Here is a 25530-nt window from a genome sequence, read left to right on the forward strand (position 1 = left end):
GTCTTAGCATCGCCCCAAACTGTGCCGAAAACAAGCCAGACTCATAGAATGCGACGATGGGACGCCGGACGGGTTGCGGCCCCTGGTGCAGTGGACACCGTAAGAACAGTATCTAGCGAGCACCAACACGGCGATGCCGATGATTCCAATGAGGCTCATGCCCCACATCATCCCTCCACCCATCATCATCCGAGCTTTCGCCAAGGAATTCGTTCGGTGCTCCCTGTATCATCCCACGGACCCCGAACTGCGGTATATCACATAGGCAGCAACGACGAAGATCAGCCCGGCGAAAATCCGATTGAGCAGATCCTTGCGAGACGCAAGATACGTCGAGGCAAACGTTCCAATCGCACCGCCGGCAATTCCGCCCACGATGAACTCGGTCGCAATCGTCCAATCCACCAAGCCGGTCGCTGCATAGTTGATCGCCGTCGCCAAGCCGAAGGTGCCAACCGCCAACAGAGAGGAACCAATTGCCGAGATCGTCGGCATTCCGGTGGCAAGGATCAGTCCAGGGACGATCAGGAAGCCCCCGCCGATGCCGAAGAAAACGGAGACGCCGCCAGCAATCAGAGCAACTATGCCCGTCACCGTGCACATGCGCCAATCGACGCGACGCGGACTACCACCTTCGTTCTTGCGCGGACGAAGCATCAGAGCGCCGACCACCATCATCAGTAGGCCGAACAGGAACAGCAAATGCTGGCCGTCGATCGCCTTTCCGAGCGTCGATCCGGCAAGGGCGCCGATCGTCCCGACCAAAGCGAACAGGATCGCGCAGCGCCACCAGATATGCCCATTTCGGGCGTGGACGATCAGATTGATATAGGCGTTCACTGAGACGGCGAGCGCGCCCGTCCCGATTGCCACATGTGGATTGGAGACACCGACGACATATAGCAGCAACGGTGTTGCCAGGATCGAACCACCCCCGCCAATCAAGCCAAGGGTGAAGCCGATCAGCGCGCCCGTACCAAGGGCAAGAAACACGGCCTCGCTCACGCCGATTCATGAACGACCATGCCGATCACCATGGCAACGACGAAGGCTACGACCGGCATGAGGCCGAGTGACAGGGCTGACAGCGCCGGGCCGGGGCAAAGACCCGCCAGGCCCCAGCCGACCCCGAAGATCGCGGAGCCAATGACCAGGCGCGCGTCGATCTTCGTCGCGATCGGAAGATGAAAGACCGTATCCAGCATCGGACGCGCCATGCGGCGCTTGATCGTCATCCCGATCATGGCGACGGCGATCGCGCCACCAAGTACGAAGGCAAGGCTGGGATCCCAGGCTCCGAACACATCTAGGAAGCCCTGCACGCGAGCTGGATCGAGCATCCCCGATAATGAGAGGCCAATGCCAAAGACTGCCCCGGTGCCGAGCGCAACTGCGCCTTGCGAAATGCGATTCGTCATAGCCCCGCCATCCGCATCGATGTGACCGTAAGGATCCCGGCCAAAAGGAAGGCGGCGACCGCTGCCATTGATCGGCGTGAGAAGCCTGCAAGGCCAAGGACGCCGTGGCCGCTGGTGCAGCCGGATCCCATACGCGTACCGAAGCCGACAAGCAGCCCAGCGATCACGATGGTCGGCATCGAGGCGGTTATCACTCGCAGGACGGGGCAGGCACCAAGCACGGGTGGAAGCCGGCGGGCGGTTGGAAATTCGGCAACACGATCGATGGCTGTCAGGCCGAGTTCGTGTGCGTTCCTGATGCCATGGTCAATTTGAGTCTCGTACCCGAAGGCTTGACCGACGAACAGGTTCTGATGTGCCCGGACATCATGTCTACAGGCTTCGTCGGCGCGGAGAACGGAGACATTCGCATCGGCGATAGCGTCGTGGTTTTCGCTCAAGGGCCGATCGGCCTTTGTGCCACCGCCGGCGCCAAATTGAGAGGCGCCACGATGATCATCGCCGTCGATGCGATCGCCGAACGAATGGCCGTGTCGCGCATGCTCGGCGCGGACTTCATCATCGATTTCAAGAAAGCTGACCCTGTCGAGGAGATCATGAGGATCACGGACGGGCGCGGGGTTGATGTTGCGATCGAGGCCCTCGGGACGCAGGCAACCTTCGAGGCTGCGCTGCGCGTGCTGCGGCCGGGCGGCACGCTGTCGAGCCTTGGCGTCTACTCGACCGACCTTCGGATCCCGCTTGGGGCCTTCGTTGCTGGGCTAGGTGATCACAAGATCGTCACGGCGCTGTGTCCGGGTGGCAAGGAGCGGATGCGGCGGCTCATGGACGTGATCGCTTCCGGAAGGGTCGATCTGACGCCGCTGATCACCCACCGCTACAAGCTCGACGACATCGAGAATGCCTATGACCTCTTCTCCCATCAGCGTGACGGGGTGTTGAAGGTTGCCATTACTCCGTAGCGCCTGAAGCGCCACTCGTTGCCGATACACTGCTGCGACGAACTACTGGTCCTTAACCAAGCGCTTTTCTAAAACATTCGGAAGCCTCAAGATGTCTCGGGAGGAAAGCAGTTCTTCACCCTTCGATCCCCGGGGTGACACGACACCATCTTCGCCCTGATATCGGTGGTCACCCTTACCGTTCGAAGAGTTGTGGAGCCCAGCTTCAATTTTCGCGGAGAATTTCCGGTTCCGCTTGATCTCAACCACGAAGGGCCGAACCGACTGTTTCATCCGTCCTCTCCAATCTCTCGGCAGGGCTTGCATGCTACGACACCGATGTGACTGGCGTTTGATCTCAGTCAATTCCGTCGCAGCGGCACACTTACCTCAACCAATACATCGTCACTCGAAGGACCGGACTGCCTGGCAAACGCCGGAGTGCCGAACTCGACTTCCCGCCAAGCGGCATTCGGGCCCCCAAGGCCTTTTGAGCGACAGGGGTCGCGCGTCAGCGCGATCCAGACCTATCCCGCGGCCATTCCTGCAACGCAACAATCCAGAGACCCACCAAGTTGGCCAGAGGCACGAGCGCAACGATCGACCAAAGTGGCGAGAATCCAATTCGAGCGAGAATGCGTCCGACGGGGTAAAGCAGCAGCGTGACAAACAAGACGAAAGCGATCCAGTGCCAAGCCGACCAATAGCCAATCATCATATAGGGTTGGTCCATCATTAGAATGTCCTTAGCACTTTTGCTGCGTGAATTCACAACCTGAGATACAAGAATCTGCGAAGGGGCGAGCCCTCCGTCCAGGCTCGTCGCGGCAACACGCAAAGCCAGATACTTCTCGTGTCAACACCACCAATTGACATGTCTCAGCAGCCATGCCGACCTAACGTGCGACGATTTCATCGTAAGATGGCAAGTTCTATGCTGGACTAATTACTCCGAGATAAGGCCGTTCGTAACCGCCGCCTTGTCGTACAAGAATACGAGATTGGGGTCGGGGAGGTCGCGAGCGCGGTCCTTACCGTCGAAGTCGAAGCGCGTCAGGAAATCTCGGATGACATTAAGCCGTGCCTCTGACTTGTCGTCCGCGCGCACGACGGTCCAGGGCGCAAATGGCGTGTGCGTACGGGCCAGCATCTCGTTCCGGGCTACACTATAATCGTCCCAGTGCTTTGTCGCTGTATCGTCGATCGGGCTCAGCTTCCACTGCTTGAGCGGATCGTCGCGGCGATCCTTCAGCCGGCGCTTCTGTTCGGTTCGCGAGATATCCAAATAGTATTTGAGGATGGTGACGCCACAATGGGCGAGCAGCTGCTCGAACAGCGGGGCCGTCATGAGGAACTCGTCATATTCCTCGTTGCTGCAGAAGCCCATTACCCGCTCGACCCCGGCGCGATTGTACCAACTGCGGTTGAACAGCACGATCTCCCCGCCTGCCGGCAGATGCGGCACCCAACGTTGGAAATACCAAGACTTCTGGTCTCGGTCGGACGGTTTGCCCAGTGCGACCACCCGCGTCTCGCGCGGGCTGAGATGCTCAACGATTCGCTTGATCGTTCCATCCTTGCCGGAGGCGTCCCGTCCTTCGAAGATCACGAGAACCTTCTTGCTGGATTTGATGAGGTGCTTCTGAAGGCCCGCCAGCTCCACCTGGAGTTCGTGAAGTGCTTGTCTGGTGGCTTCGTGTTTTTCTTTCTTGCCCATCTGGAATTCCTGTCATGAAGTTTGTTGCATTCCGAAGTATCGTCGGTTGCAATTCAACGGTACGAAAGCGCAGCCGCCTGCCAACCTAGACAGGCGTTCACCGGGGGCCGATCCTACTCAGTCGGATATCTTCGGCTTGCCAATTCGTAACTCCCATTCTCTCGCTGAATCGCGATCTAAAGGCGCCGAAATCCATCAGTGCGCCGTTTCAAGAGCGGCGGGAGAGTTAACCCGTGCCAGGAGGCCCGGGATACCAAGACTTCCGACGACGCCTCCCAGCACCACGAGGGCCGTTAGCGTGAAGGGCGCGTTTGGCACGAAGGAAACCCCAAACAGCAGACCGCCAGCGGCCGATCCTGCCGCTTGGCCGAGACTTGCGGCCGCAGTCTGCCGACCCAATTCCGCTCCTTGCCTTTCCCCCGCACTGAGCGAAATCCAGTACGTCGCGATGGGGGAGAGGATACCAGCGCTGGCCGCGATCGCGGCTACGACGATGGCCGTAGGCACGGTCGCTGCGGCGAATGGCACGGCGGCGACGCTCACTGCCAAGACAACAAGGGCGGGCGTGAGGAACCAGCGTGTGGTCTGCGGCTTGACGAGCGGCGAGAAGATGATCGTTTGAGCGACCAACATGACGAGGCTGCACACACTGAACATGAGCCCGATCTGGTAGGTACTCATGTCGAGAACTTGCATTCCGCGAAGCGACAGGCCGACTTCGAAGGCACCCACAGCCGCGGCGGTTACGAACGAAATGACAAGGAGGCGTGGAAGGGCGGCACGGCCCTCAGGCCCACTTGCAACTCCCTCCTGATTTACGCCGCGCTCCATGGCGTCAGGCACAAAGAACCATACTGCCAGCGCCACCAGAAGCGAAAAGCCCGATGTCGTTAAATAGGGTGAAAGGGAAATTGCAGCCTCGCCCGAGCCTGGAAGGAGTTCGCGGGCGACAACCACGGTGAAGCTTCCCAGCATCGGCCCGACCAGGAAGCCGATGGCACCGGCAATGTTGAGCAGAGCAAAGCGGCGCGCGCGCCATTCCTTGGTCCGAGCATAGTCGCCGACAAGGGCATAGGCTGCGGGCACAATGGAAGCCGCGAACAACCCGTTCAGGAAGCGGCCGAGATAGAGCAGAGGGAGGCCATCGGCGAGCGCAAACAGTGCCAGGGTCAAGGAGAACCCCATCAGTCCCGCGAGCAGCACGGGGCGGCTACCATGCCGATCCGCAAGGCGGCCCCATAGTGGTGCGAACAAAAACAGCGCGAGGGTGTAGGTTCCGGTCAGTATGCCGGTATGCCGCGATAGGACAGTAGGATCCGTCGTTCCTGCTATCCGTTGAATCGCAAGCGGAAGTATCGGCAGAAGGAACCCGTAACCCACGGTAATCGTGAACATTGCTAGAAGCAATGAGATCATCATCCACCATCGCAATGGCTGGAAGGAACTTGCCGCGATCACGCCGCCGCCTCGACTGCGGCTTCCGTTGAACCACTTTGGACTCTGCTGTCGCGCGTGATGCCGGCCAGCCGTGTGCGCTTGAGCATCAGGGCGTTGATCGCCACCAGAGCCGAGCTGCCCGACATGGCGAGAGCGGCGATTTCGGGGCTCAGCAGCATTGGGTAGAGCACGCCCGCTGCGAGCGGGAAGGCGATGACATTGTAGGCCACGGCCCACCACAGGTTCTGGTGCATCTTGCGCAGGGTTGCGCGGGAGAGCTCGATGGCGCCGACGATGTCGTACGGATCGCTCTTCATCAGCACGACGTCGGCGCTCTCGATGGCGACGTCCGTCCCCGCACCGATGGCGAACCCCACATCGGCCTGGGTGAGTGCCGGAGCGTCGTTGACGCCGTCGCCGACCATCCCGACCTTGTGGCCTTGTGCCTGCAGCTCCTGAATCTTCGCCGCCTTCTGGCCCGGCAGTACATCGGCCAGCACCATATCAATGCCGAGAGTTGCGGCGATTCGCTTCGCCGTGCCGGCGTTGTCGCCGGTCAGCATGGCGACCTGGACGCCACGCTCGCGCAGCTTGGCTACGGTCGCCTGGGCGGTCGGGCGCGGTGCGTCGGCGATCGCGACGATGCCGAGAAGGCGGCCGCCACGGGCGACATGAACCACGGTTCGGCCGGCGCCCTTCAACTGCTCCGCCGCATCGGCGAGTTCGTCAAGGCCGATCTTTTCCTCGTCCATGAGCCGACGGTTGCCGAGAAACGTCGTCTGACCCTCGATCTCGGCGCGGGCGCCTTTCCCCTCGAGATTGAGGAAGGACTGCGCGTCCGGCACAGTGAGCCCTTCAGCGCGCTCGATGATCGCCAGCGCGAGCGGATGATCCGAACCGTGCTCGACCGCGGCCGCGATGCGCAGCACCTCATCGGGCGACGCCTGGCCTGCCGCGATCACGTCGACCACGCGCGGCTGACCCATGGTCAGCGTGCCGGTCTTGTCGAAAACGATGACGTCGAGCTTGGTCGCATCCTCCAGCGCGGACGCGTTCTTGAACAGGATGCCGTTCATCGCGCCGAGCCCGGTTCCCACCATCACCGCCATCGGCGTGGCGAGCCCGAGCGCATCGGGACAGGCGATGACAAAGACGGTGATGGTCAGCGTCAGCGCGAAGAGGAGGGTCTGACCGATCCAGAAATACCAGACCGCGAAGGTGACGAGACCGATCAGGATCGCCGCGAGCACAAGCCATTGCGAGGCCCGATCGGCGAGAAGCTGCGCCGGCGCCTTGGAATTCTGCGCTTCCTGGACGAGCTTGACGATTTGGGCGAGGGCCGTGTCGGCACCCACCTTCGTCGCCTTGTAGCGCAAGCTGCCACTCTTGTTGATGGTGGCTCCGATGACCATGTCGCCCGGCTTCTTCGAGACCGGCATCGACTCGCCCGTCAACATCGATTCATCGACGTCGGAGCGACCTTCGAAAACCTCGCCGTCCACAGGGATTTTGTTGCCGGGACGCAGAATGACCGTATCGCCCAGTAGGACCTCGGCGGTCGGGATCTCGATCTCGGCACCGCTCCTGAGCACCGTGGCCTTGGGCGGCGCGAGGTCCATGAGCTGACGGATTGCCTCCGACGCGCCAGCTCGTGCCCGCATCTCAAGCCAGTGTCCGAGCAGAATGAACACCAACAGAACGGCAACAGCCTCGTAGAACTGCTGGCCTTTGAAGAAAAAGGTCGAGCCGACGCTGAACAGGTAGCCCGTGCCGACACTGAGCAGCACCAATACCGCCATGTTGAGCACGCCGTTGCGCAGCGCGCGGATCGCCGCGACGACGAAGGGCCAACTCGGATAGAGGATCGCGGCGCTCGCGAGAACGAAAAGGAGGATCTCGCGATCGAGGCCGAATGGCGGATCGATGCGCAGGAAATCCATGCCCATCGGCTGCAGCAGAAATATCGGCACGGAGAAAATCAACGCGACCCAGAACCGGTTGCGCATGTCCCGGACCATGCCCTGCATGTCCATTCCCGCGCCATGACCCATCTCATGGGCCATGGCATCGTGCGAGATCGGCATCGCCTTACCCGGCGTCCCAGAGGCAGGATGCGCCCCGTGGCCCGCGTGACCGGCGCCATGACGATGCGGCGCCGCCGGATGCGCCGGCGGCACGGTCGTCTCGTTTGGCACGCATTGGTGCCTCGGAACCACCTCGCCGCGGCAATGGAAGCCGCAGGCGATCACCTCGGCCTGGATGGTCTCCAGGCTGGTACGTGTCTCGTCGAAGCCGACCGTAGCCGTGCCGGACGCGAAGTTGACGGCGGCGGAGGTGACACCGGGCAATCGACGCAGGCGCTTCTCGACCACGAGCGGATCGAGCACATCGAAGAATTGCTCCACGTCAATTGTTGTGGTCGTCACAACCGGCGTCTCCTGTCGAAATCGGAGCGGATGCCCACCACGAACCACCCGCCTTTTTCACGGATCGCGCTGTCAACTGCCGCCGCAGCAGCCGGTCTTCTTCGGGTGATGACCAGCACTGGAGACTGACTTGTCCAGTTCGCCAGCGGGCGCGACCGTGTCGGGCGCCGCAGCATTTTCGTAATTGCCGCAGGAGCCAAGAGCATTCGCTTTCTCCGCGGCCTCTGCGCCGGCATGGCCATCGCAGCAGGAAGAGGCATTTGGGACCGAATGCTCGGAGGTCGTCTTGGTCTGGTCGGCAGACGTGGTGCTCATTCCGGTGACTCCTGCTTGCGGGCACGACGATAGATAGCGCCATTGCGGGCGCTGTCGCCCCATGCCGCACCCGCACTCTCATTTCCTGATTTTCAAACTTAGGCGATGGCCCGGTCAGCCATCTTTAATCTCGATTAAGGATCGGCATCCTTGGGTCGCGCATCGCTCCCGGAGCTGACGACCCCTTCAGACTCAGTGTTCCGCTTGTCTCATTTGGCGGCATTTCGAATTGCATCGCTGCGATACGCCGAAGGGGGTCAATCGCGCATCCAGAAATCGCTCTCCCCAGGGTTGGCTGAAGTCGTTTCCACGATGGCGCCGACTACTCGCCTAACATGGATGAGAATGTGCGTATTGCTCCGATCATTGCCGTCGTCATCCTCGCGGCCGCCGGGGCTGCCGGCTATGCCTATTGGTGGAGGCAACAGGCGACCCGCGTCCCCGCGGGACTGGCCCGGGCAAATGGCCGGATCGAAGTCGAACGCGTCGACATCGCTACCAAGTACGCGGGCCGCCTCGCCGAAGTGCGCGTCAACGAGGGCGCCGATGTTCAGAAGGATGGCATCCTCGCCCGCATCGACACGACCGAAATTCTTGCGCAACTCGCGGCAGCCAGAGCTGCCGTGCACCGCAGCCACCAGGGTGTGGCCATCGCCGAGTCCAATGTGGCTCTCCGCTCGGCAGAGTTGAAGCTTGCCGAAGTCGAGCTCCGGCGCATCGTCGAACTGATGCGCACGAATACGGCGACGCAAGCGGAACTTGATCGCCGCACGGCGCAAAGGGATATTTCAAAGGCCTCGCTGGATAGCGCGAAAGTCGCCATCGAGGACGCCAAGGCGGCCGTCGAGGCGGCTGAGGCCCAGGTCAGCCAGATCGAAGCCGCAATTGCGGACATGACGCTGAAAGCGCCGGTATCGGGTCGCGTCGAGTATCGTCTTGCACAGGCCGGGGAGGTCGTAGCTGTCGGCGGGCGGGTACTCACCCTTCTCGACCTTTCCGACGTCCACATGACGATCTTCCTGCCGACGAGCCAGGTCGGCAGCGTCGAACTCGGGTCGGATGCCCGTATCATGCTGGATGGTACGCCCGGCTACGTCGTTCCCGCAACAGTCGCCTTCGTTGCCTCGGAAGCGCAGTTCACGCCGAAATATGTCGAGACCGCGAACGAGCGCGAGAAGCTGATGTACCGCGTCAAGCTGCACATCGATCCGAAGCTCATCGAGACCTATCGCGCTTACGTCAAAGCCGGCATGACCGGCAACGCCTACGTCAAGGTCCAGCCCGGAGCGGCGTGGCCGACGAATCTGACGCCGAGGCTTCCGGATGTCCGCTGATGCCGAGCCGGCCGTTCGAGTCGATTCGGTCCATCACCGCTACGGTGACACCGTTGCGATTGACGGCGTCAGCCTATCGATCGCCTCCGGATCGACGGCGGCCTTCATCGGCCCCGATGGCGTCGGAAAGTCGACTCTCCTTGGCCTGATCGCCGGCGTCAAGCGCATCCAGTCCGGAACCGTGACGGCCCTCTCCGGCAACATGGCATCGAGCTCTCACCGTGACATCGTCGCGCCGCGCATCGCCTATATGCCGCAAGGCCTCGGCCGCAACCTCTATCCGACGCTCTCGGTGGTCGAGAACATCGATTTCTTCGGGCGCCTCTATGGCCAGAGCGAGAACGAACGTCGCTCACGCATCGCGGGCCTGCTGACCGCCACGGGGCTCGACCCATTCCCGGACCGCCTCGCCGGCAAGCTCTCGGGCGGGATGAAGCAGAAGCTCGGCCTGTGCTGCGCGCTGATCCACGATCCGGACCTCTTGATCCTCGACGAGCCGACGACCGGCGTCGATCCCCTGTCACGGCGTCAGTTCTGGGAGTTGATCGAACGGATCCGTGCTGAGCGCCCCGGCATGACACTTCTGGTGGCGACCGCCTATATGGAGGAGGCCGCGCGTTTCGACCACATCATAGCGATCGACGAGGGCAAGGTCATCGCCGCCGGCGACATGGCGGGGCTACTTGATCGGACCGCGACGCGTACGCTGGAGGAGGCCTATGTCGCGCTACAGCGCCCCGAACGGCGCGGCGATCAGGCGGCATTGGCAATCCCGCCGCTGCTGGAGAGCGGCGGGCCTCCGGCGATCGTCGCAGAGGCCCTGACCATGCGCTTCGGCGATTTCACCGCCGTCGATCATGTCAGTTTCCGCATCCGGCGCGGCGAGATTTTTGGGTTTCTCGGGTCGAACGGCTGCGGCAAGACGACGACGATGAAGATGCTCACTGGACTGCTGCCGGCGAGCGAAGGGCGAGCTGAGCTGCTGGGGAAACCGATCGACGCCCGTGATATCGCAACAAGAATGCGCATCGGCTACATGTCGCAAGCGTTCTCGCTCTATGAAGAGATCTCCGTCCGCGCGAATCTGGAGCTGCACGGACGTCTCTTCCGCATTCCCTCGGGCGAACTCAGGCTGCGCGTCGCCGCGGCGCTTACCCGTTTCGACCTCGACGCCGTTGCCGACGCCTCGCCGGCGTCGCTCCCGCTCGGGATGCGTCAGCGGCTCCAGCTTGCCGCCGCCTGTTTGCATCGGCCTGAAATATTGATCCTTGACGAGCCCACATCCGGCGTCGATCCGGCAGCGCGCGACAGGTTCTGGCGCCTCCTCGTCGAGATGTCGCGCCGCGACGGTGTAACGATCTTCATATCGACCCACTTCATGAACGAGGCCGAGCGGTGCGACCGCGTATCCTTGATGCATGCGGGCCGTGTCTTATCCGTCGGCAGCCCGGAGGAGCTTCGCGTCGCTCGTGGCACCACGACTCTCGAGGGCGCTTTCGTTGCCTATCTGGAGGAGGCGTCAGCGCCGCCTGCGTCCAAAGTGATGAAGGAAGCGCCTTCATTGGCGGCTGCCCCAAAGCCGATCGGTGCCCCGGATAATGTCCAAAAGGGAACATCGTCGGTATCCCAATCATCGCATAGGTCGTCGTCGGCTTCTTTGCGCCGAGTCTGGGCCTTTGCCCGGCGAGAGGCTGTGGAAGTCCTCCGGGATCGCATTCGGCTCGCCTTTGCGCTCCTCGGCCCGCTCGTACTTATGGTCGGGTTCGGCTACGGCATTTCGTTCGACATCGAGAATCTCCGTTATGCGGTTCTTGATCGCGATCAGTCCTACGAGAGCCGGCTATTCCTGGAGCAGTTTTCGCAATCCCGTTATTTTGTCGAACAAACGCGGCTGGACGACGAATTTGAGATTGATCGGCGTCTCCGATCCGGCGAGCTGCGGTTTGCCGTCGATATTCCGCCCGGCTTCGGTCGCGACCTTCTGCAGGATCGCCAGCCGCAAGTGAGCTTCTGGCTCGACGGTGGCGCGACGTTCCCTGCAGAGACGGCACGGGCCTATATCCAGGGCGCTGTTCTAACCTATGCCGCGGATCGCTACCGCCAGCTGCACGGCCGCGCTCCACAGGTCCTCCCGATCAATGTGGAACCCCGGTTTCGCTACAATCAGGATTTCCGCAGCGTTTTCGCGATCACGCCCGGCGCGATCATGCTTCTCCTGATCCTCATCCCCGCGATGCTGACAGCCGTTGGTGTCGTGCGTGAAAAGGAGATGGGGTCCATCACCAATGTGTATGCCTCGCCCGCGACCGTGGGCGAATATCTTATCGGCAAGCAATTGCCCTATATTGCGATTGGGTTTGTCAGCTTCGCCAGTCTCGTGCTCTTGGCCGGCGCGCTCTTTGGAGTTGTGGCCAAAGGGTCTCTCATCGGCCTTTCTCTCGCAGCGCTCATGTACGTGTTCGCGGCAACGGCCTTTGGACTACTGATATCCGCGTTCGTCTCGACGCAAGTCGCGGCGATCTTCGCGACGGCCGTTCTAACCGTAATCCCCACGGCGCACTATTCGGGGTTCCTCTATCCGGCCTCGACGTTGGAAGGCTTGGCGCGCGCGATGGGGGTCGGCTTTCCGGCATTCTGGTTTCAGACCGTGAGCCTGGGCGTCTTCGCGAAAGGGCTCGATGCCGATGCGTTCGTGCGCGAAATCGCCGTGCTGTTCGGCTTCGGGGTCGTCTTTCTCCTGCTGGCGCGCCTCGCCGTCCGCAAGCAAGGTTCGTAGCGATGCGCCAATGGATCCTCAACGTACTTTATCTGGGTTTCAAAGAGATCGCGAGCGTCCTGCGTGACGTGGCGATGGTCGGGCTGATCATCTACGTTTTTACAGTTGCCGTTTATTCTATGGCCACTGGTCTCAAGACCGAAGTGAACAATGCCAGCGTCGCTGTCGTCGACGCCGACCGTTCGACACTGTCGTCTCGCATCAAGGATGCGCTGCAGCCGCCTTACTTCAGCCCAGCGCGCGACATCGACCGTTCCGAAGTCGACGAGCTGTTGGACAAAGGGTCATATACGTTTGTCCTGGAGATACCCCCCCGCCTCGAAGCGGACCTCCTCGCAAATCGTGGCCCCTCGATTCAAATCAACGTCGACGCGACGGCCGTGAGCCAAGCCGCTGTGGGAACGGCCTATATCCAGGAAATCATCGCCCGCGAGGCGGCAAACTTTCTGCATCAGCACGGCACGAGCGAAGTCGTTCCCATCGAGCCGGTCATCCGCGCCTTGTTCAACCAGAACCTTGAGGCGATCCGCTTCAATGCGAGCATGGACATCATCATGAACGTAACGATGCTCGGGATCATTCTCGTCGGGGCAGCCGTCATGCGCGAACGAGAACACGGCACCATTGAACATTTGCTGGTGATGCCGGTCCGGCCGAGTGAGATTGCCGCAGCGAAGATCTGGGCGAACGGTCTGATCATTCTCCTGGCAGCCGGCTTTTCTTTGCACGTTGTCATAGAGTTCGTGCTGCAGATACCGATCATCGGCTCTGTCGAGCTTTTCCTGGCTGGAACCGCCATCTATCTCTTCGCGGTGACGTCGCTCGGTATTTTGCTCGCGACGATCGCGAACTCGATGCCGCAGTTCGCGCTGCTGGCGATCCCGGTGTTCGTCGTCATGTTCCTGCTGTCAGGCACGTTCACGCCGTTTGAGAGCATGCCTCCGATCCTGCAGGACATCATGTATGCGGTGCCCTCGACGCACTTTGTGAGATTTGCGCAGTCGATCTTGTATCGAGGTGCGGGACTCGATGTCGTCTGGAAGGATTTGATGGTCATGACCGCATTGGGGGCGGTGTTCCTTGCCGCCGCTCTCTCACGATTCAGGTCGATGCTCGTACGACAGTCGTAAGGTGCTGTTCGTGAGTGGTCGAGACCTGCCTCTTCCACCGAATAGCCGGCAACTGTTCGCGCAATCCGCGGAGCGTGGCGCTCGCGGTCGTCCATTGATACTTCCTCGCCCGCCCATCGCCAGTGCCATGGCGCCGTTTCAGTTACGATAAACTCAGAAACATCGTCGAGAGGCGACATTCAGCCAAGGCTTGCATTGATTTCCTCCAATCGTGCCATGCCTGGGCACAGTTCCTTTTGCGACAGCGCATTGAGGGGCGTATCTGTCGTGTTGAGATCGGCGTGCAATTCATCCTTGTCGCTTGCAACATAGAGCAGGCCCGTCACGATCTCGGACTTGGCCTCGTGTTCGAGCAGAAAGTCTATTGCGGCGCGGCGATCGTGCACGCTGTATTCGGCGTTCAGCTTTCTCAGCCGGAGCCAGGACCCGTCGTGCTGTTGAACCAATTCGAGCTTGCCGGGCTCGTAGTCGACCGTGATCGGCGTGCGCCCGACGATCACGTCTATCCGATTGACCGCAATGTTGTGCTCGCGGACATAGTCATAACTCTTGGTGGAGCCCTCGTGGTTGTTGAAGGCGACGCAGGGCGAGATGACGTCGACAAAGGCCGCGCCTTCGTGCTCGATCGCGCCCTTGATGAGCGAGACGAGCTGCGCCTTGTCGCCGGAGAACGAGCGGGCGACGTAGCTTGCGCCGAGCTGGAGTGCCAGGGCGGTAAGATCGATGGGCTTGTCGATGTTGACGACACCCTGCTTGGACGTCGATCCATCATCGGCGGTTGCGGAGAACTGGCCCTTGGTCAGGCCATAGACGCCGTTGTTCTCGACGATATAGACCATGTTGACGCCGCGGCGCAGCGCATGCGCGAACTGGCCAAGGCCGATCGAGGCGCTGTCTCCATCGCCTGACACGCCGAGATAGATCAGGTCGCGATTGGCAAGGCTGGCCCCGGTCAGGACCGACGGCATGCGCCCGTGCACGGAGTTGAAGCCGTGGGAATTTCCCAGAAAATAGGTCGGCGTCTTCGAGGAGCAGCCGATGCCCGAGATCTTGGCCACTCGGTGCGGTGCGATCGATAGCTCGAAGCATGCCTCGACGATCGCAGCAGTGATGGAATCGTGGCCGCATCCCGCGCACAGCGTGGAAATCGCCCCCTCATAGTCGCGTCGCGTATAGCCGAGCGTGTTTTCCGGCAGTGCGGGGTGATGGAATTTTGGCTTGGCGAGATAACTCATGCGACTGCCCTTTCGCTCTGCTTCGCGGCTTCGCCGAGACGGGCGGCGATGGCGGCCGCGATGAATCGGGCGGTGATCGGCGTTCCGTCGAAATGCAGCACCGGCGTCAGCTTCGCAGGATTGACGCCGCATTCCGTGATGATCAGCGTGCGAAGCTGGGCGTCGCGGTTCTGCTCGACCACGAACACCGCCTCATGTGTGCGCAGGAAAGCGTCGACATCGCGGTTGAAGGGAAACGCCCTGACCCGCATCCGGTCGAGAGCATGGCCATCAGCCACCAACAGATCGACTGCCTCGTCCATGGCAGGAGATGTCGAGCCGAAATAGATCACCCCGTAGCGCGAAGGGGTGCTGGCCAGGGTGATGACGGGGCCGGGAACGAGATCCTTTGCTGTCTCGAACTTCTTTAGCAGCCGTTCCATGTTGTCGACATAGGGGCCGCCCTCTTCAGTATAGCGTGCATAGCGGTCCCGGGTCGTGCCGCGGGTAAAGAAGGAGCCCTTGCGCGGATGGGTGCCAGGGTAGGTACGATAGGGAATGCCGTCGCCGTCGACGTCGAGATAACGGCCGAAGTCCTTGCCGGCGTCGAGATCGGCTGCGGTCATCACCTTGCCGCGGTCGTAGACCCGGTCGTCGTCCCAGCGCAGCGGCGCACAGAGCCGATGGTTCATGCCGATGTCGAGATCGAGCATGAGCAGGACCGGCGTCTGCAGCCGGTCGGCGAGATCGAAGGAGAGGGCGCTGAACTCGAAAGCCTCTGCCGGCCCCTCCGGGAAGAGCAGGACATGCTTGGTGTCGCCGTGCGAGGCATAAGCCGCGAGCAGGATGTCGGACTGCTGCGTGCGCGTCGGCATGCCCGTCGAGGGGCCGCCGCGCTGCACATCCATGATCACGGCCGGGATCTCGGCGAAATAGGCTAGCCCGAGAAACTCCTGCATCAGCGAGATGCCGGGTCCGGAGGTCGGCGCGAAGGCCCGCGCGCCGTTCCAGGCGGCGCCGATCACCATGCCACTGGAAGCGAGCTCGTCCTCTGTCTGGATGATGGCGTAGCGCTTCTTTCCGGTCTCGGGATCGATCCGGAAGCGCGCGCAATAGGCGGAGAAGGCGTCGGCGATCGAGGTCGAGGGCGTGATCGGATACCACGCGCAGACCGTAGCGCCGCCGAACACCGCGCCGAGCGCCGTCGCGGAATTGCCGTCGATGAAGATGCGCCCGCCGACGGCGTCCGCGCGCCGAACGCGCAGGCCGATCGGACAGGGGAGATTTTCGATCGCCCAGTCACGGCCGAGATGGAAGGCCCGGACGTTGGCCTCGATGAGGCGCTCCTTGCCCGCGAATTGTCGGCCGATAAGCGTGTCGATCTCACCGGTGTCCATCTCGAGCACCGCGGCGAGAACACCAATATACATGATGTTCTTGAAGAGCTGCCGTTCCCGCGGGTCGTTGTATTCCTTGTTGCAGATTGCGCCCAGCGGAGCGCCGAGGACGGTGATATCCTCGCGGAACTGGGATTTCTGAACGGGACGCGTCGAATCGTAGATCAGGTATCCACCCGGTTCGAGCCCGGCCTGGTCCTTGGCGAAGGTCTGGGGGTTCATCGCCACCACGAGATCGGTTCCGCCGCGTGCGCCCAGATAGCCGGCCTCGCAGACGCGGACCTCGTACCAGGTCGGAAGGCCCTGGATGTTCGATGGGAATATGTTGCGCGCCGCGACCGGCACGCCCATTCGCAGCACCGCCCGCGCGAACAGCTCGTTGGCGCTTGCGGACCCCGATCCATTGGTGTTGGCAAAGCGGACGACGAAGTCGTTGACGCGGCTTATCGCGAGCGTGTCGGGCATGTGTCACCTGCATGGGTCATGTCGATGAAGTATTTCTGCATGCTCCAGGCGCCGGTCGGGCAGCGCTCGGCGCACAATCCGCAATGCAGGCAAAGGTCCTCGTCCTTCACCATGACGCGTCCGGTCTTCAACCCGTCCGCGACATAGAGATCCTGGAGCGGGTTCAGCGCGGGCACCCGTAGCCGCAGGCGCAGCTCCTGCTCCTCGCCGTTCTCGGTGAAGGTGATGCAGTCCATCGGGCAGATGTCGACGCAGGAATCGCATTCGATGCAGGACGGCCCGCTGAACACCGTTTCGACATCGCAGTTGAGGCAGCGATCTGCCTCGGCGAGCGCCAGGGCCGGGTCATAGCCGAGTTCCACCTCCGTGCGGATGTCCTTCAGCGCGGTCTTGTTATCGCGCGAGGGCACCGGGAAGCGGTGGTCGAGCGTGACCTCGCTGTCATAGGCCCACTCGTGGATGCCCAGCTTTTCGCTCTCGATCTGCACATGGGGTAACAGGCGTTCGCCGATGTCCTCGCCTGACAGCAGGCGGTGGATCGACAGCGCTGCGTCGTGGCCGTGGGCGACGGCGCTGATGATGTTTTTCGGGCCCCGCGCCGCGTCGCCCCCGAAGAACACCTTGGGGTGGGTCGAGGCGAAGGTCGTTTCCGCCACGACCGGCATGTCCCATTTGTCGAAGTCGATTCCGATATCGCGTTCGATCCATGGAAAGGCGTTCTGCTGACCGATTGCGATTACGACCTCGTCGCAGTCGATCTGCCGCGGCGGCTCGCCCGTCGGTACGAACGTGGAGCGGCCGTTTTCGGTGACGGTCGTGACTGGTTCGACCAGCAGGCCCGTCAGGCGACCGCCCTCGACGATGAAGGCTTTGGGCGCGAGATCGGCCGAGATGGTGATCCCCTCGTGGAGGAGCGCTTCCTTCTCCCAGCTTGCCGCCGGCATGTCGTCGAAGCCCTCGCGGACGATGACGCTGACCTCCTCGCCGCCGAGGCGCCGGGCAGAGCGGCCGCAATCCATGGCGGTGTTGCCGCCGCCGATCACGACGACACGCCGGCCTGTGCTTGTCACATGCCCGAACGACACTGACGCCAGCCAGTCGAGTCCGATGTGGACACTGCCTGCCGCTTCTTTCCGGCCGGGGATGTCAAGGTCTCGGGCGCGGGGGGCGCCGGAGCCGATGAACACGGCATCATAACCCTCCGAAAGCAGCGCCTTAAGGCTGTCGATGCGCTTGCCGGAATGAAAGGTGACGCCGAGATCGAGGATATAGCCGCATTCCTCGTCGATCACGGAATCAGGCAGCCGGAATTTCGGGATCTGGCTGCGTATCATGCCGCCGGCCTTGGGGTTGCCGTCGAACACGGTGCAGTCATATCCGAGCGGCGCAAGATCGCGCGCGACCGTCAGCGAGGCGGGACCTGCGCCCACCAGCGCGACGCGCTTGCCGTTCGTGTGGGCAGTCGGCCTGGGGAGGCGGTCGCGGATGTCGTCCTTGAAATCGGCCGCGACCCGCTTGAGCCGGCAGATCGCCACCGGCGCCTCCTCGACCCGGCCGCGCCGGCAGGCCGGCTCGCAGGGCCGGTCGCAGGTGCGCCCGAGGATTCCCGGAAAGACGTTCGATCTCCAGTTGATCATGTATGCGTCGGTATAGCGGCCCTGCGCGATCAGACGGATGTATTCGGGAACCGGCGTATGCGCCGGGCAGGCCCACTGACAGTCCACGACTTTGTGAAAATAGTCAGGTGCGGAAATGTCCGTCAGTTTCATCTCATCATCTCCTGCATCCGGGGTGCCTTCACGCGCGACGTCAAAGGTCTGCCGCCAAGACTGGGAGCAGGGTGCTGCCGGATCTTAGACATATCCGATCCATTTCCAGTAAGTTGCGCCAAGCAGCATGACGAGCGCGAAGGCGATCACTGTGAGCACGAGGCCGGTGCGCACGAAGTCCTTCGCCTCGAAGGTCTCGGTTCCGTATGCCACCATGTTCTGCGGCGCGTTCACCACGAGGATGAAGCCGAAGCTGACGACGAACTGCAGCAGTATGGTCATGCCGATGATGTTGATGCCGGGGGTCGATACGCTCTGCAGCACGGCGATGACGATGGGGATCATCGCAGAGGCGAGTGCCGTCGCGCTGGCGAAGCCGAGATGGATCACGATGAGGAACAGGCTGAGCACGGCGAGGATGAAGAGAGAGGTTCCGCCGGCGAGCCCGAACCGCTCCACCACGATGCCGGCGAGCCAGACCGCGCCGCCCGTCTGGAGAAGCGCGGTGCCGAGGCTGATGCCGATACCGAACAGGATGACCGTGCCCCACGGGATCCGCGGCTGCGCCTCTTTCCACGTCATGATGCCGATGCCGGGCACAAACATCAGCGCTACCGCGGCGACCGTCGTCGACGAGGTGTCGAACGGATGCAGGACCCCTTCCGTCGACCAGAAGGCGAGCAGGGTGAGCGACAGGGTGAGCAGCTTCTTTTCTGCCGTCTTCATGGGGCCGAGCTCGGCGAGCGATTTGCGGATCGCCGCCCGTCCGCCCGGGACTTCATCGACCTCTGGCTTCATCATCCGCGTCATGACGAAATAAAGCACCACCGTCATGATAACGGCGAAGGGCGCAGCGGCGACGAACCATTCCAGCCAGGTAACGGTGTAGTTCAGGGTTCGCTCGATGAAGCCGACGGCCACCATGTTTTGGGCGGCTGCCGTTTTGATGCCGATATTCCAAATGCTGGCGGTGTTCACCGTGGTGATCATCAGCATGCCGGCGAAGGCGCCGTTCTTGTTCACGCCGAACGCCGCGATGATGCCGAGCATGATGGGAACGATGCTGGCCACGCGGGCCGTGGTGGATGGCACGAGAAAAGCCATGACGATGCCCACGATGATCGCGCCGATGACGACGTCGCGGCTCCGGGTGCCGGTGCGCGAGAGGATGACGAGGGCAATGCGCTTGTCGAGCCCGGTGATCGTCATCGCGGCGGCGAGGAACAGCGCCGCCGCGACCAGAACGAGCGCAGTATTGGCGAAGCCGCCAAAGGCCAGGCCGAGCCCTCTGCTGGTGCCCATCAGCACGTCAGGATTCGTCTGAGAGGGGGACAGCCCCAGCAGGAACGCCATCAGGGCAGCGATGATCAGGGCCGAGACGGCGTAATCGACCGCTTCCGTCATCCACACGATCACGGCGAAGGCCAGCACCGCCAGCATGCGCTGGCCCGCGACGGGCAGCCCCTCCGGGGTCGGGAGCATGATGACGATGATAAGCGCCGCAAGACCCGTAAGCAGGCCCCAATGCGAGCGGAGCCAAGATGGCTCCTGAGGCGCGCGGCCAGACTGGGACCTCGAACCTTGCTCTGAAGGGGCGGCGATATTGCGATCTGTCGTTCCGGACACGATGTCGAAATCCCCTTGCATTGCCAGCGCAAACACTGGCCGGGGGGAACACCGGAAACCTTAATCGATATCAAAGAATCTACTGATCGCGGCATTCGACCGTTTGGACGTTGTACGAACAGCGGACTGAAACACTTTCTCGGGGCGGGCTGTTTTGAAGATGAAAAAGGGGAATCGTGAGCCTGTTGATCAACGGTATTGCTGGCTCTGTTGTTCGCGACTTTTGAATGGCGTATTAATTAGAATGATTATAAGGAAGGGCATTCGCCCGCCGTGGCAGTCGGCGACCAGCCATCCAGAGGTTCGACGTGGGTCTGTTCACCGGCCTGGCCACGGCCCGCGCCAGACTGTTGCTGGTCGTCATCGCATTATTGGGGCTGGCGGGCGGCGGGATCGCCTTTCTGACGGACAATGGCGCTTGGGCTGAACGCCTCTGGTCTGCAGGGACGCTCCCCGTTCTGGCGGCGCTCATCATCGAGATCTTCTCTGCCCTCCGACGCGGCCAGATCGGGCTCGACATCGTTGCCGGCTTGTCCATGTCGACGGCGCTCGCCTTCGGCGAACCGCTCGCCGGCAACGTCGTGGCGTTGATGTATGCTGGCGGCCAACAACTGGAGAGTTTCGCCGAGGGCCGGGCGCGGCGAGAAATGACGGCGCTGCTCGGGCGCGTCTCGCGGACCGCCATGCGCTATGCCGGCAATCTACTCGAGGAGGTGACGATCGAAAGCCTTCGCCCCGGCGATCGCATTCTGGTGCGCCGTGGCGAGGTGATCCCGGCTGACGGGAAGGTCGCGGCGGGTGAAGCGCTGCTCAACGAGGCGGCGCTCACTGGGGAGGCGTTGCCAGAACGCAGGCTCGCCGACGAGGAGATCCTGAGTGGTTCCACCTGCGTGGGTGACGCGTTCGATCTCGTCGTGGCCCGCGAGGCGGCGGAAAGCACCTACGCCAACATCGTCCGTCTGGTCGAGACGGCGCAGAAGAGCAAGGCGCCGATGGTACGCATGGCGGACCGCTATGCGATCTGGTTCCTGCTGTTCACGGTCGTTCTCGCTGGCGCGGCATGGGGGCTGAGCGGCGATCGCCTGCGCGCCTTGGCGGTTCTGGTCGTTGCCACCCCCTGTCCGCTCATCCTGGCCGTGCCCGTGGCGATCATATCGGGCATGTCGCGCGCGGCCGCGCGCGGCGTCCTCGTCAAGAACGGCGGGGCGCTCGAAGCGCTGGCCAGGATACGCACGGTCATTCTCGACAAGACCGGAACGCTGACTTTCGGCCGGGCCGCCGTCACCGGAATCCGGACCGTGGAAGGCTGGGACCAGGACGAGATCCTGCGGCTCGCTGCCTCGCTCGATCAGGCCTCGGCCCATGTCACGGCAGAGGCGCTGGTGACGGCGGCGCATGAGCGCGGGCTTGTTCTGTCGAGCCCTTCCGAGGCTCAGGAGACGGCAGGCACCGGCATCGAAGGCATCGTCGAGGGCCGGCGTGTCGTGGTCGGCGGCAGCGACTTCGTCCGCTCCCGCAGTGCCGCGGGCAATCCGCGTGCATTGGGGACCGGGCTCGCTCAGGGAACCGTGGTGGTCGCCGTGGCCGTGGATGGCACCGTGGCGGGCATCATCACGCTCGCCGACCCCATCCGCCCCGATGCCGCAGGCGTGCTCGCCGCGTTCCGCAAGGCCGGCATCCGCCGCATCGTCCTTGCCTCCGGCGATCGCGACGATGTCGTGGCGGATGTCGGACACCGGCTGCAACTGGACGCCGCGCAGGGTGAGCTGGACCCGGCCGCCAAGGTGGAGGTCGTCCTGCGCGAACGAGCCGCCGCCGCGGTGATGATGGTCGGCGACGGGGTCAATGACGCGCCTGCGCTCGCCGCGGCTGATGTCGGCGTCGCGATGGGCGCCCGGGGTTCGGCAGCGTCCTCGGAAGCGGCCGACATCGTTCTCCTTGTCGACCGGCTCGACCGGCTGGCCGACGCGCTTTTCCTGGCTCATCGCACGAAGCGGATCGCGCTGCAGAGCGTCATCGCCGGGATCGGTCTGTCGGTCATGGCGATGGCTGTTGCCTCCCTCGGGTTCCTTCCGCCGGTGCAGGGCGCGCTGACGCAGGAACTGATCGACGTCGCCGTCATCCTAAACGCGCTCAGGGCGCTGCGGCCAATCCCGGCCGGAGGCACCGATGAGCATTCCTGATGATCGTCCGCAGGCGGACAGGCGGGACTGGGGCACGCCGCCCGAAGTGTTCCACGCTTTCCTCAAGCTGGGCCTCACCTCCTTCGCCGGGCCGATCGCCGATCTCGGCTATTTCCGCGACGAACTCGTGGTGCGCCGGAAGTGGATCGATGCGGCCGGCTACGCCGATCTCGTCGCGCTCTGCCAGTTCTTGGCAAGCTGCTATGTGCCGGGATCCGACGGCGGCATTGAGTAATTTAACGCGTACAGAAATCGCTGTTCGCCGATCCGGCGACGTTCCTCGAACGCAGCCCATGGCGTCAGCATCGGCTCACCGATCGCGCCGGCGTGGGTGGCATCGAAGCTGTACCTCGCATCCGGCGTCGGGCTTGGCAGGCCATCGGGCTGGCTGAGCCCGAGGCCATCTTTAACCTGCATCAATGACATGCGGCGGAACGCAGGAGACCTGTATTGGGCGGGCGTGATGTCGCGCGGAAAAGGAGAGACGAGACGATGAGCACAGAGCAGGAAAGTCCGGCCGACAGCCCTCTCAAGCTGAAGATCGAGCACCGCGCATATGAAATCTGGGTGGGCGAAGGCAGTCCGAATGGCTGCGATCTGGAGCATTGGCTGCGAGCCGAAGCCGAGGTCACATCGGCAGAACCCGAGAGCAAACTCGCTTTGAAAAGCGCCGCAGCTGCGAAGAAGGCCTCATAGTGTTCATCGGCTGCTTCGGGCGTCCATGGCAGTGCGTACTGAAAAGTGATCTTGGTGTGCTCTGGCTTTGGCCGGCGATGGTAGGCGGGAGGTTTGGACGCGATCGAGCCTTTGTGCGATGCCGGGCTGCCGCGATATCCGGCCAGTCTGGCTGGAATGGGAATAGGGGACCTTCATGAAAGCCCTCGAACCCTTCCTCTATCACACGACTGTCGCGTACTTTTCGATGGAGATCGCGCTCCGTCCAGACATTCACACCTATAGCGGCGGGCTTGGCGTCCTGGCGGGCGACACGGCCCGCTCAGCGGCTGATCTGAATCTCCCGATGGTCTTCGTAACCTTACTCAGTCGAGAAGGCTATGTTCGCCAGGAGCTGAGCGCCGGTGGCGCGCAGATCGATAAGCCGAATCCATGGACGCCGACGGACTCGACACATCCGCTTCCCGCCATGGTGGCCATTTCCATCGAGGGGCGGAGCGTCTGGATCCAGCCGAGGCTCTACCGCCTGGCATGCCCGATCGGGCACGCCGTTCCGGTGTTGCTGCTGGACACCGACCTCGACCAGAACGCTGCTGAGGACAGGAAAATAACCGACCGCCTCTACGGCGGCGACGATGCCTATCGGCTGAAGCAGGACATCGTGCTCGGGATCGGAGGCCTGCTCGCGTTGCGCGCGCTCGGCTTCTCGATCCGCACCTACCATTTGAACGAGGGACATGCGGCGCTTCTTGCGCTGCAGTTGCTTCGGGAAACACGCCGACCGACCGACGATCTCGCTCCTGGCGGAAGTCTCTATGATCGCGGCGTGGTGCGAGAAAAATGCGTATTTACGACCCATACTCCGGTCGAGGCAGGGTTTGACAAGTTCGACTACGCTCTCATCGACCGCGTACTGGGCGACTACCTGGAAGTCGACGAGTTGAAACAGCTGGCCGGCCAGGATCGGCTCAATATGACGCAACTCGCCCTGAATCTGAGCGGCTATGTCAACGGCGTGGCGCGGCGGCATGCAGAGACCACCCGGAAGATGTTTCCGGGCTATCAAATACGCTCGATCACCAATGGTGTTCATGCCCACACGTGGACGCATCGGGCACTGGCGGAACTCCATGTGGCGCGGTTCCCGCACTGGGCTCACGAGCCCGAGATCCTGGCCTTTGCGGACCAATTGGCTGATGAGGATGTGTGGAACGCCCACCAGGTGGCAAAATCGGAACTTGTCGAACACGTCAGGAATGCAACTGGCACGCTGATGCATGCGGATGTTCCGCTTATCGGGCTTGCGCGGCGGATGACGGCCTATAAGCGACCGGATTTGCTTTTCAGCGACCTCGAGCGATTGATGACAATTGCCCAGGACCAGCCGTTCCAGGTCGTCCTGGCCGGTCTTGCTCACCCGCGCGATGAACCCGGGCACCGGTTGATCGAGAGCTTTCACCGGCACATCGAGCGGCTTGCCGGTGTCGTGCCCGTGGTATTCCTGCCCGGCTACGACATGAAACTTGGCGCTGCGATGGTTTCGGGCAGCGACATATGGCTGAATACGCCACTTCCACCTCTGGAGGCTTCTGGCACCAGCGGCATGAAGGCGGCGTTGAACGGCGTGTTGAACTTCAGCGTCCTTGACGGCTGGTGGATCGAGGGTTGGGTCGAGGGAGTTACCGGATGGGCGATCGAAGGACATCCGCCGGGAGCAGGAGACGCCTCGGCGCTTTTCGACAAGCTGCAGTCCGTCGTTCTTCCGCTCTATTACAATGACAGGGCGCGCTGGATCTGGATGATGAAGCAGTCGATCAGCAAGATCGGCGCGACCTTCAACAGCCAGCGCATGATGCGCCGCTATGCGACGGAAGCCTATATGCGCTGACCACAGCGGCCGACGCTGGTTCGACTCGAGCGGTGAAAAGGCCCCGATTGCTTGTACCGATTCCGGGTAGAGAACGCGGGGCCAGGTGCCGAGATCGATCAACGCAGGGTTCTGCAATGCAGAGGGACGTGGGCTGAACGATGAACGCAAAGGATCTGATGACAGAGGTGCCGACGACCGTGAGTCCAGAGCACAGTGTATGGCACGCGACTCAGATCATGCTGTCTGAACATGTGAGCGGGGTCCCCGTACTTGCCGATGATGGCCTGCTTGCCGGCATTGTGACCGAGGGCGACCTCCTGCGGCGCACGGAGCTCGGAACCGCAGAGGCGTTCCCCAATCCCTTGCAAGACGCCGATGCGGTTGCGAGGGCCTATGTGAAGAGTCGGAGCTGGAAGGTCGGCGATGTCATGACGAAGAATGTCATCACGATCGACGAGAACGCCGCTGTGCACGAGATCGCCAAGCTGATCGACCAGCATGACATCAAGCGCCTGCCGGTCATGCGCAAGGAGCGACTGGTTGGCATCGTCAGCCGGGCTGATCTCTTGAAGGTCATTGCGACCGGCAAGCCGGATGCCGAGATCCGAGGCGACGAGGCTGTGCGGCGCGCCATTGTCGCACGCCTCGCCGAAGCCGCTTCGGTTCTATCAGCCCAGCCGGTCGTCGCCGTCGAGGGCGGGATCGTGCATGTCGCAGGTGATATTCGGTCCCAAGACGAGCATGATGCGATTCGCATGATCGTTGAAGGTGTTGCCGGACCAGGGTTCAAGGATGATCTCAGTATCTCGAAAAAAGGTCCTGTAAGGCTATGATCTG

19 protein-coding genes and 2 pseudogenes are annotated in these 25530 nt (G+C 62.3%); 9 read left to right on the forward strand and 12 right to left on the reverse strand.

The features are described from left to right. Positions 1-228 precede the first annotated feature (228 nt). The 3 genes and pseudogenes from V5F78_RS24215 to V5F78_RS24225 all read right to left on the reverse strand — a co-directional run. Complete coding sequence (locus V5F78_RS24215; protein ID WP_394015579.1) at positions 229-1005, reverse strand: sulfite exporter TauE/SafE family protein; 777 nt, start codon at positions 1003-1005, stop codon at positions 229-231. After that, entirely contained in the window at positions 1002-1418 is a 417-nt protein-coding gene (locus V5F78_RS24220; protein WP_394015578.1) for a YeeE/YedE family protein, read from the reverse strand. The genes V5F78_RS24215 and V5F78_RS24220 overlap by 4 nt, the downstream gene beginning before the upstream one ends. Next, positions 1415-1609, reverse strand: a pseudogene (locus tag V5F78_RS24225) (YeeE/YedE family protein); the annotation flags it as partial. The gene V5F78_RS24220 and the pseudogene V5F78_RS24225, both read right to left, overlap by 4 nt. Between V5F78_RS24225 and V5F78_RS24230 the strand changes: the two are divergent. Beyond that, complete coding sequence (locus V5F78_RS24230; protein ID WP_394071849.1) at positions 1523-2380, forward strand: zinc-binding dehydrogenase; 858 nt, start codon at positions 1523-1525, stop codon at positions 2378-2380. The pseudogene V5F78_RS24225 and the gene V5F78_RS24230 overlap by 87 nt on opposite strands. 490 nt (positions 2381-2870) lie before the next feature. Here the strand turns inward: V5F78_RS24230 and V5F78_RS24235 are convergent, their stop codons facing one another. The 5 genes from V5F78_RS24235 to V5F78_RS24255 form a co-directional block, all read right to left on the reverse strand. Beyond that, positions 2871-3095: a hypothetical protein gene (locus V5F78_RS24235; RefSeq protein ID WP_213375315.1), complete on the reverse strand. Its 225-nt coding sequence runs from the start codon at positions 3093-3095 to the stop codon at positions 2871-2873. A 210-nt stretch (positions 3096-3305) separates the two neighbouring features. Then, positions 3306-4076, reverse strand: coding sequence for a polyphosphate kinase 2 (gene ppk2 / locus V5F78_RS24240; RefSeq protein ID WP_394015568.1), 771 nt, complete (start codon positions 4074-4076; stop codon positions 3306-3308). A 195-nt stretch (positions 4077-4271) separates the two neighbouring features. Continuing rightward, positions 4272-5495, reverse strand: a complete 1224-nt coding sequence (locus V5F78_RS24245; RefSeq protein WP_454919309.1) for an MFS transporter — start codon at positions 5493-5495, stop codon at positions 4272-4274. A 35-nt stretch (positions 5496-5530) separates the two neighbouring features. Beyond that, complete coding sequence (locus V5F78_RS24250) at positions 5531-7939, reverse strand: heavy metal translocating P-type ATPase (protein ID WP_394071850.1); 2409 nt, start codon at positions 7937-7939, stop codon at positions 5531-5533. Positions 7940-8011: 72 nt separating this feature from the next. Further along, positions 8012-8254, reverse strand: coding sequence for a hypothetical protein (locus V5F78_RS24255; RefSeq protein WP_394015565.1), 243 nt, complete (start codon positions 8252-8254; stop codon positions 8012-8014). Between the two features lie 335 nt (positions 8255-8589). Between V5F78_RS24255 and V5F78_RS24260 the strand changes: the two genes are divergently transcribed. Genes V5F78_RS24260 through V5F78_RS24270 form a run of 3 tightly spaced genes read left to right on the forward strand, consistent with a single transcriptional unit; the run spans position 8590 to position 13494 of the window. Beyond that, positions 8590-9588 (forward strand): HlyD family secretion protein, encoded by a 999-nt coding sequence (locus tag V5F78_RS24260; RefSeq protein WP_394015564.1) that lies wholly within the window; start codon positions 8590-8592, stop codon positions 9586-9588. Then, entirely contained in the window at positions 9578-12364 is a 2787-nt protein-coding gene (rbbA, locus tag V5F78_RS24265; RefSeq protein WP_394015563.1) for a ribosome-associated ATPase/putative transporter RbbA, read from the forward strand. The genes V5F78_RS24260 and rbbA overlap by 11 nt, the downstream gene beginning before the upstream one ends. A gap of 2 nt (positions 12365-12366) precedes the next feature. Then, the gene (locus V5F78_RS24270; RefSeq protein ID WP_213375327.1) at positions 12367-13494 is read left to right on the forward strand and encodes an ABC transporter permease; all 1128 of its coding nucleotides are present in this window, start codon (positions 12367-12369) and stop codon (positions 13492-13494) included. Between the two features lie 179 nt (positions 13495-13673). Here the strand turns inward: V5F78_RS24270 and V5F78_RS24275 are convergent, their stop codons facing one another. From V5F78_RS24275 to V5F78_RS24290, 4 genes are all read right to left on the reverse strand, one after another. Further along, on the reverse strand, positions 13674-14729 hold the full coding sequence (locus V5F78_RS24275; RefSeq protein WP_298307262.1) for a 2-oxoacid:ferredoxin oxidoreductase subunit beta: 1056 nt from the start codon (positions 14727-14729) through the stop codon (positions 13674-13676). Next, on the reverse strand, positions 14726-16570 hold the full coding sequence (locus V5F78_RS24280) for a 2-oxoacid:acceptor oxidoreductase subunit alpha (RefSeq protein ID WP_298307265.1): 1845 nt from the start codon (positions 16568-16570) through the stop codon (positions 14726-14728). Before V5F78_RS24280 ends, V5F78_RS24275 begins: the two co-directional genes overlap by 4 nt. Further along, on the reverse strand, positions 16549-18339 hold the full coding sequence (locus V5F78_RS24285) for an FAD-dependent oxidoreductase (protein WP_298307267.1): 1791 nt from the start codon (positions 18337-18339) through the stop codon (positions 16549-16551). The genes V5F78_RS24280 and V5F78_RS24285 overlap by 22 nt, the downstream gene beginning before the upstream one ends. Before the next feature lie 84 nt (positions 18340-18423). Then, the gene (locus V5F78_RS24290; protein ID WP_509210865.1) at positions 18424-19986 is read right to left on the reverse strand and encodes a DASS family sodium-coupled anion symporter; all 1563 of its coding nucleotides are present in this window, start codon (positions 19984-19986) and stop codon (positions 18424-18426) included. Positions 19987-20273: 287 nt separating this feature from the next. On the opposite strand from V5F78_RS24290, the gene V5F78_RS24295 reads away from it, so the two are divergent. The 5 genes and pseudogenes from V5F78_RS24295 (at position 20274) to V5F78_RS24315 (ending at position 25526) form a co-directional block, all read left to right on the forward strand. Further along, positions 20274-22148 carry a heavy metal translocating P-type ATPase gene (locus V5F78_RS24295; RefSeq protein WP_394015562.1) on the forward strand — a complete coding sequence of 625 codons (1875 nt, stop codon included), beginning with the start codon at positions 20274-20276 and terminating at the stop codon, positions 22146-22148. Beyond that, positions 22135-22341 (forward strand): annotated as a pseudogene (locus V5F78_RS24300) (chromate transporter); the annotation flags it as partial. The gene V5F78_RS24295 and the pseudogene V5F78_RS24300, both read left to right, overlap by 14 nt. A gap of 299 nt (positions 22342-22640) precedes the next feature. Next, positions 22641-22844 carry a DUF2934 domain-containing protein gene (locus tag V5F78_RS24305; protein ID WP_298307270.1) on the forward strand — a complete coding sequence of 68 codons (204 nt, stop codon included), beginning with the start codon at positions 22641-22643 and terminating at the stop codon, positions 22842-22844. 175 nt (positions 22845-23019) lie between these two features. Next, the gene (glgP, locus tag V5F78_RS24310) at positions 23020-24711 is read left to right on the forward strand and encodes an alpha-glucan family phosphorylase (protein WP_394015561.1); all 1692 of its coding nucleotides are present in this window, start codon (positions 23020-23022) and stop codon (positions 24709-24711) included. 140 nt (positions 24712-24851) lie between these two features. Beyond that, the gene (locus V5F78_RS24315; RefSeq protein ID WP_394015560.1) at positions 24852-25526 is read left to right on the forward strand and encodes a CBS domain-containing protein; all 675 of its coding nucleotides are present in this window, start codon (positions 24852-24854) and stop codon (positions 25524-25526) included. Positions 25527-25530: the final 4 nt, after the last annotated feature.

Origin of the sequence: Roseixanthobacter glucoisosaccharinicivorans, from assembly GCF_043195095.2 — a bacterium.
Lineage (GTDB): Bacteria > Pseudomonadota > Alphaproteobacteria > Rhizobiales > Xanthobacteraceae > NCEH01.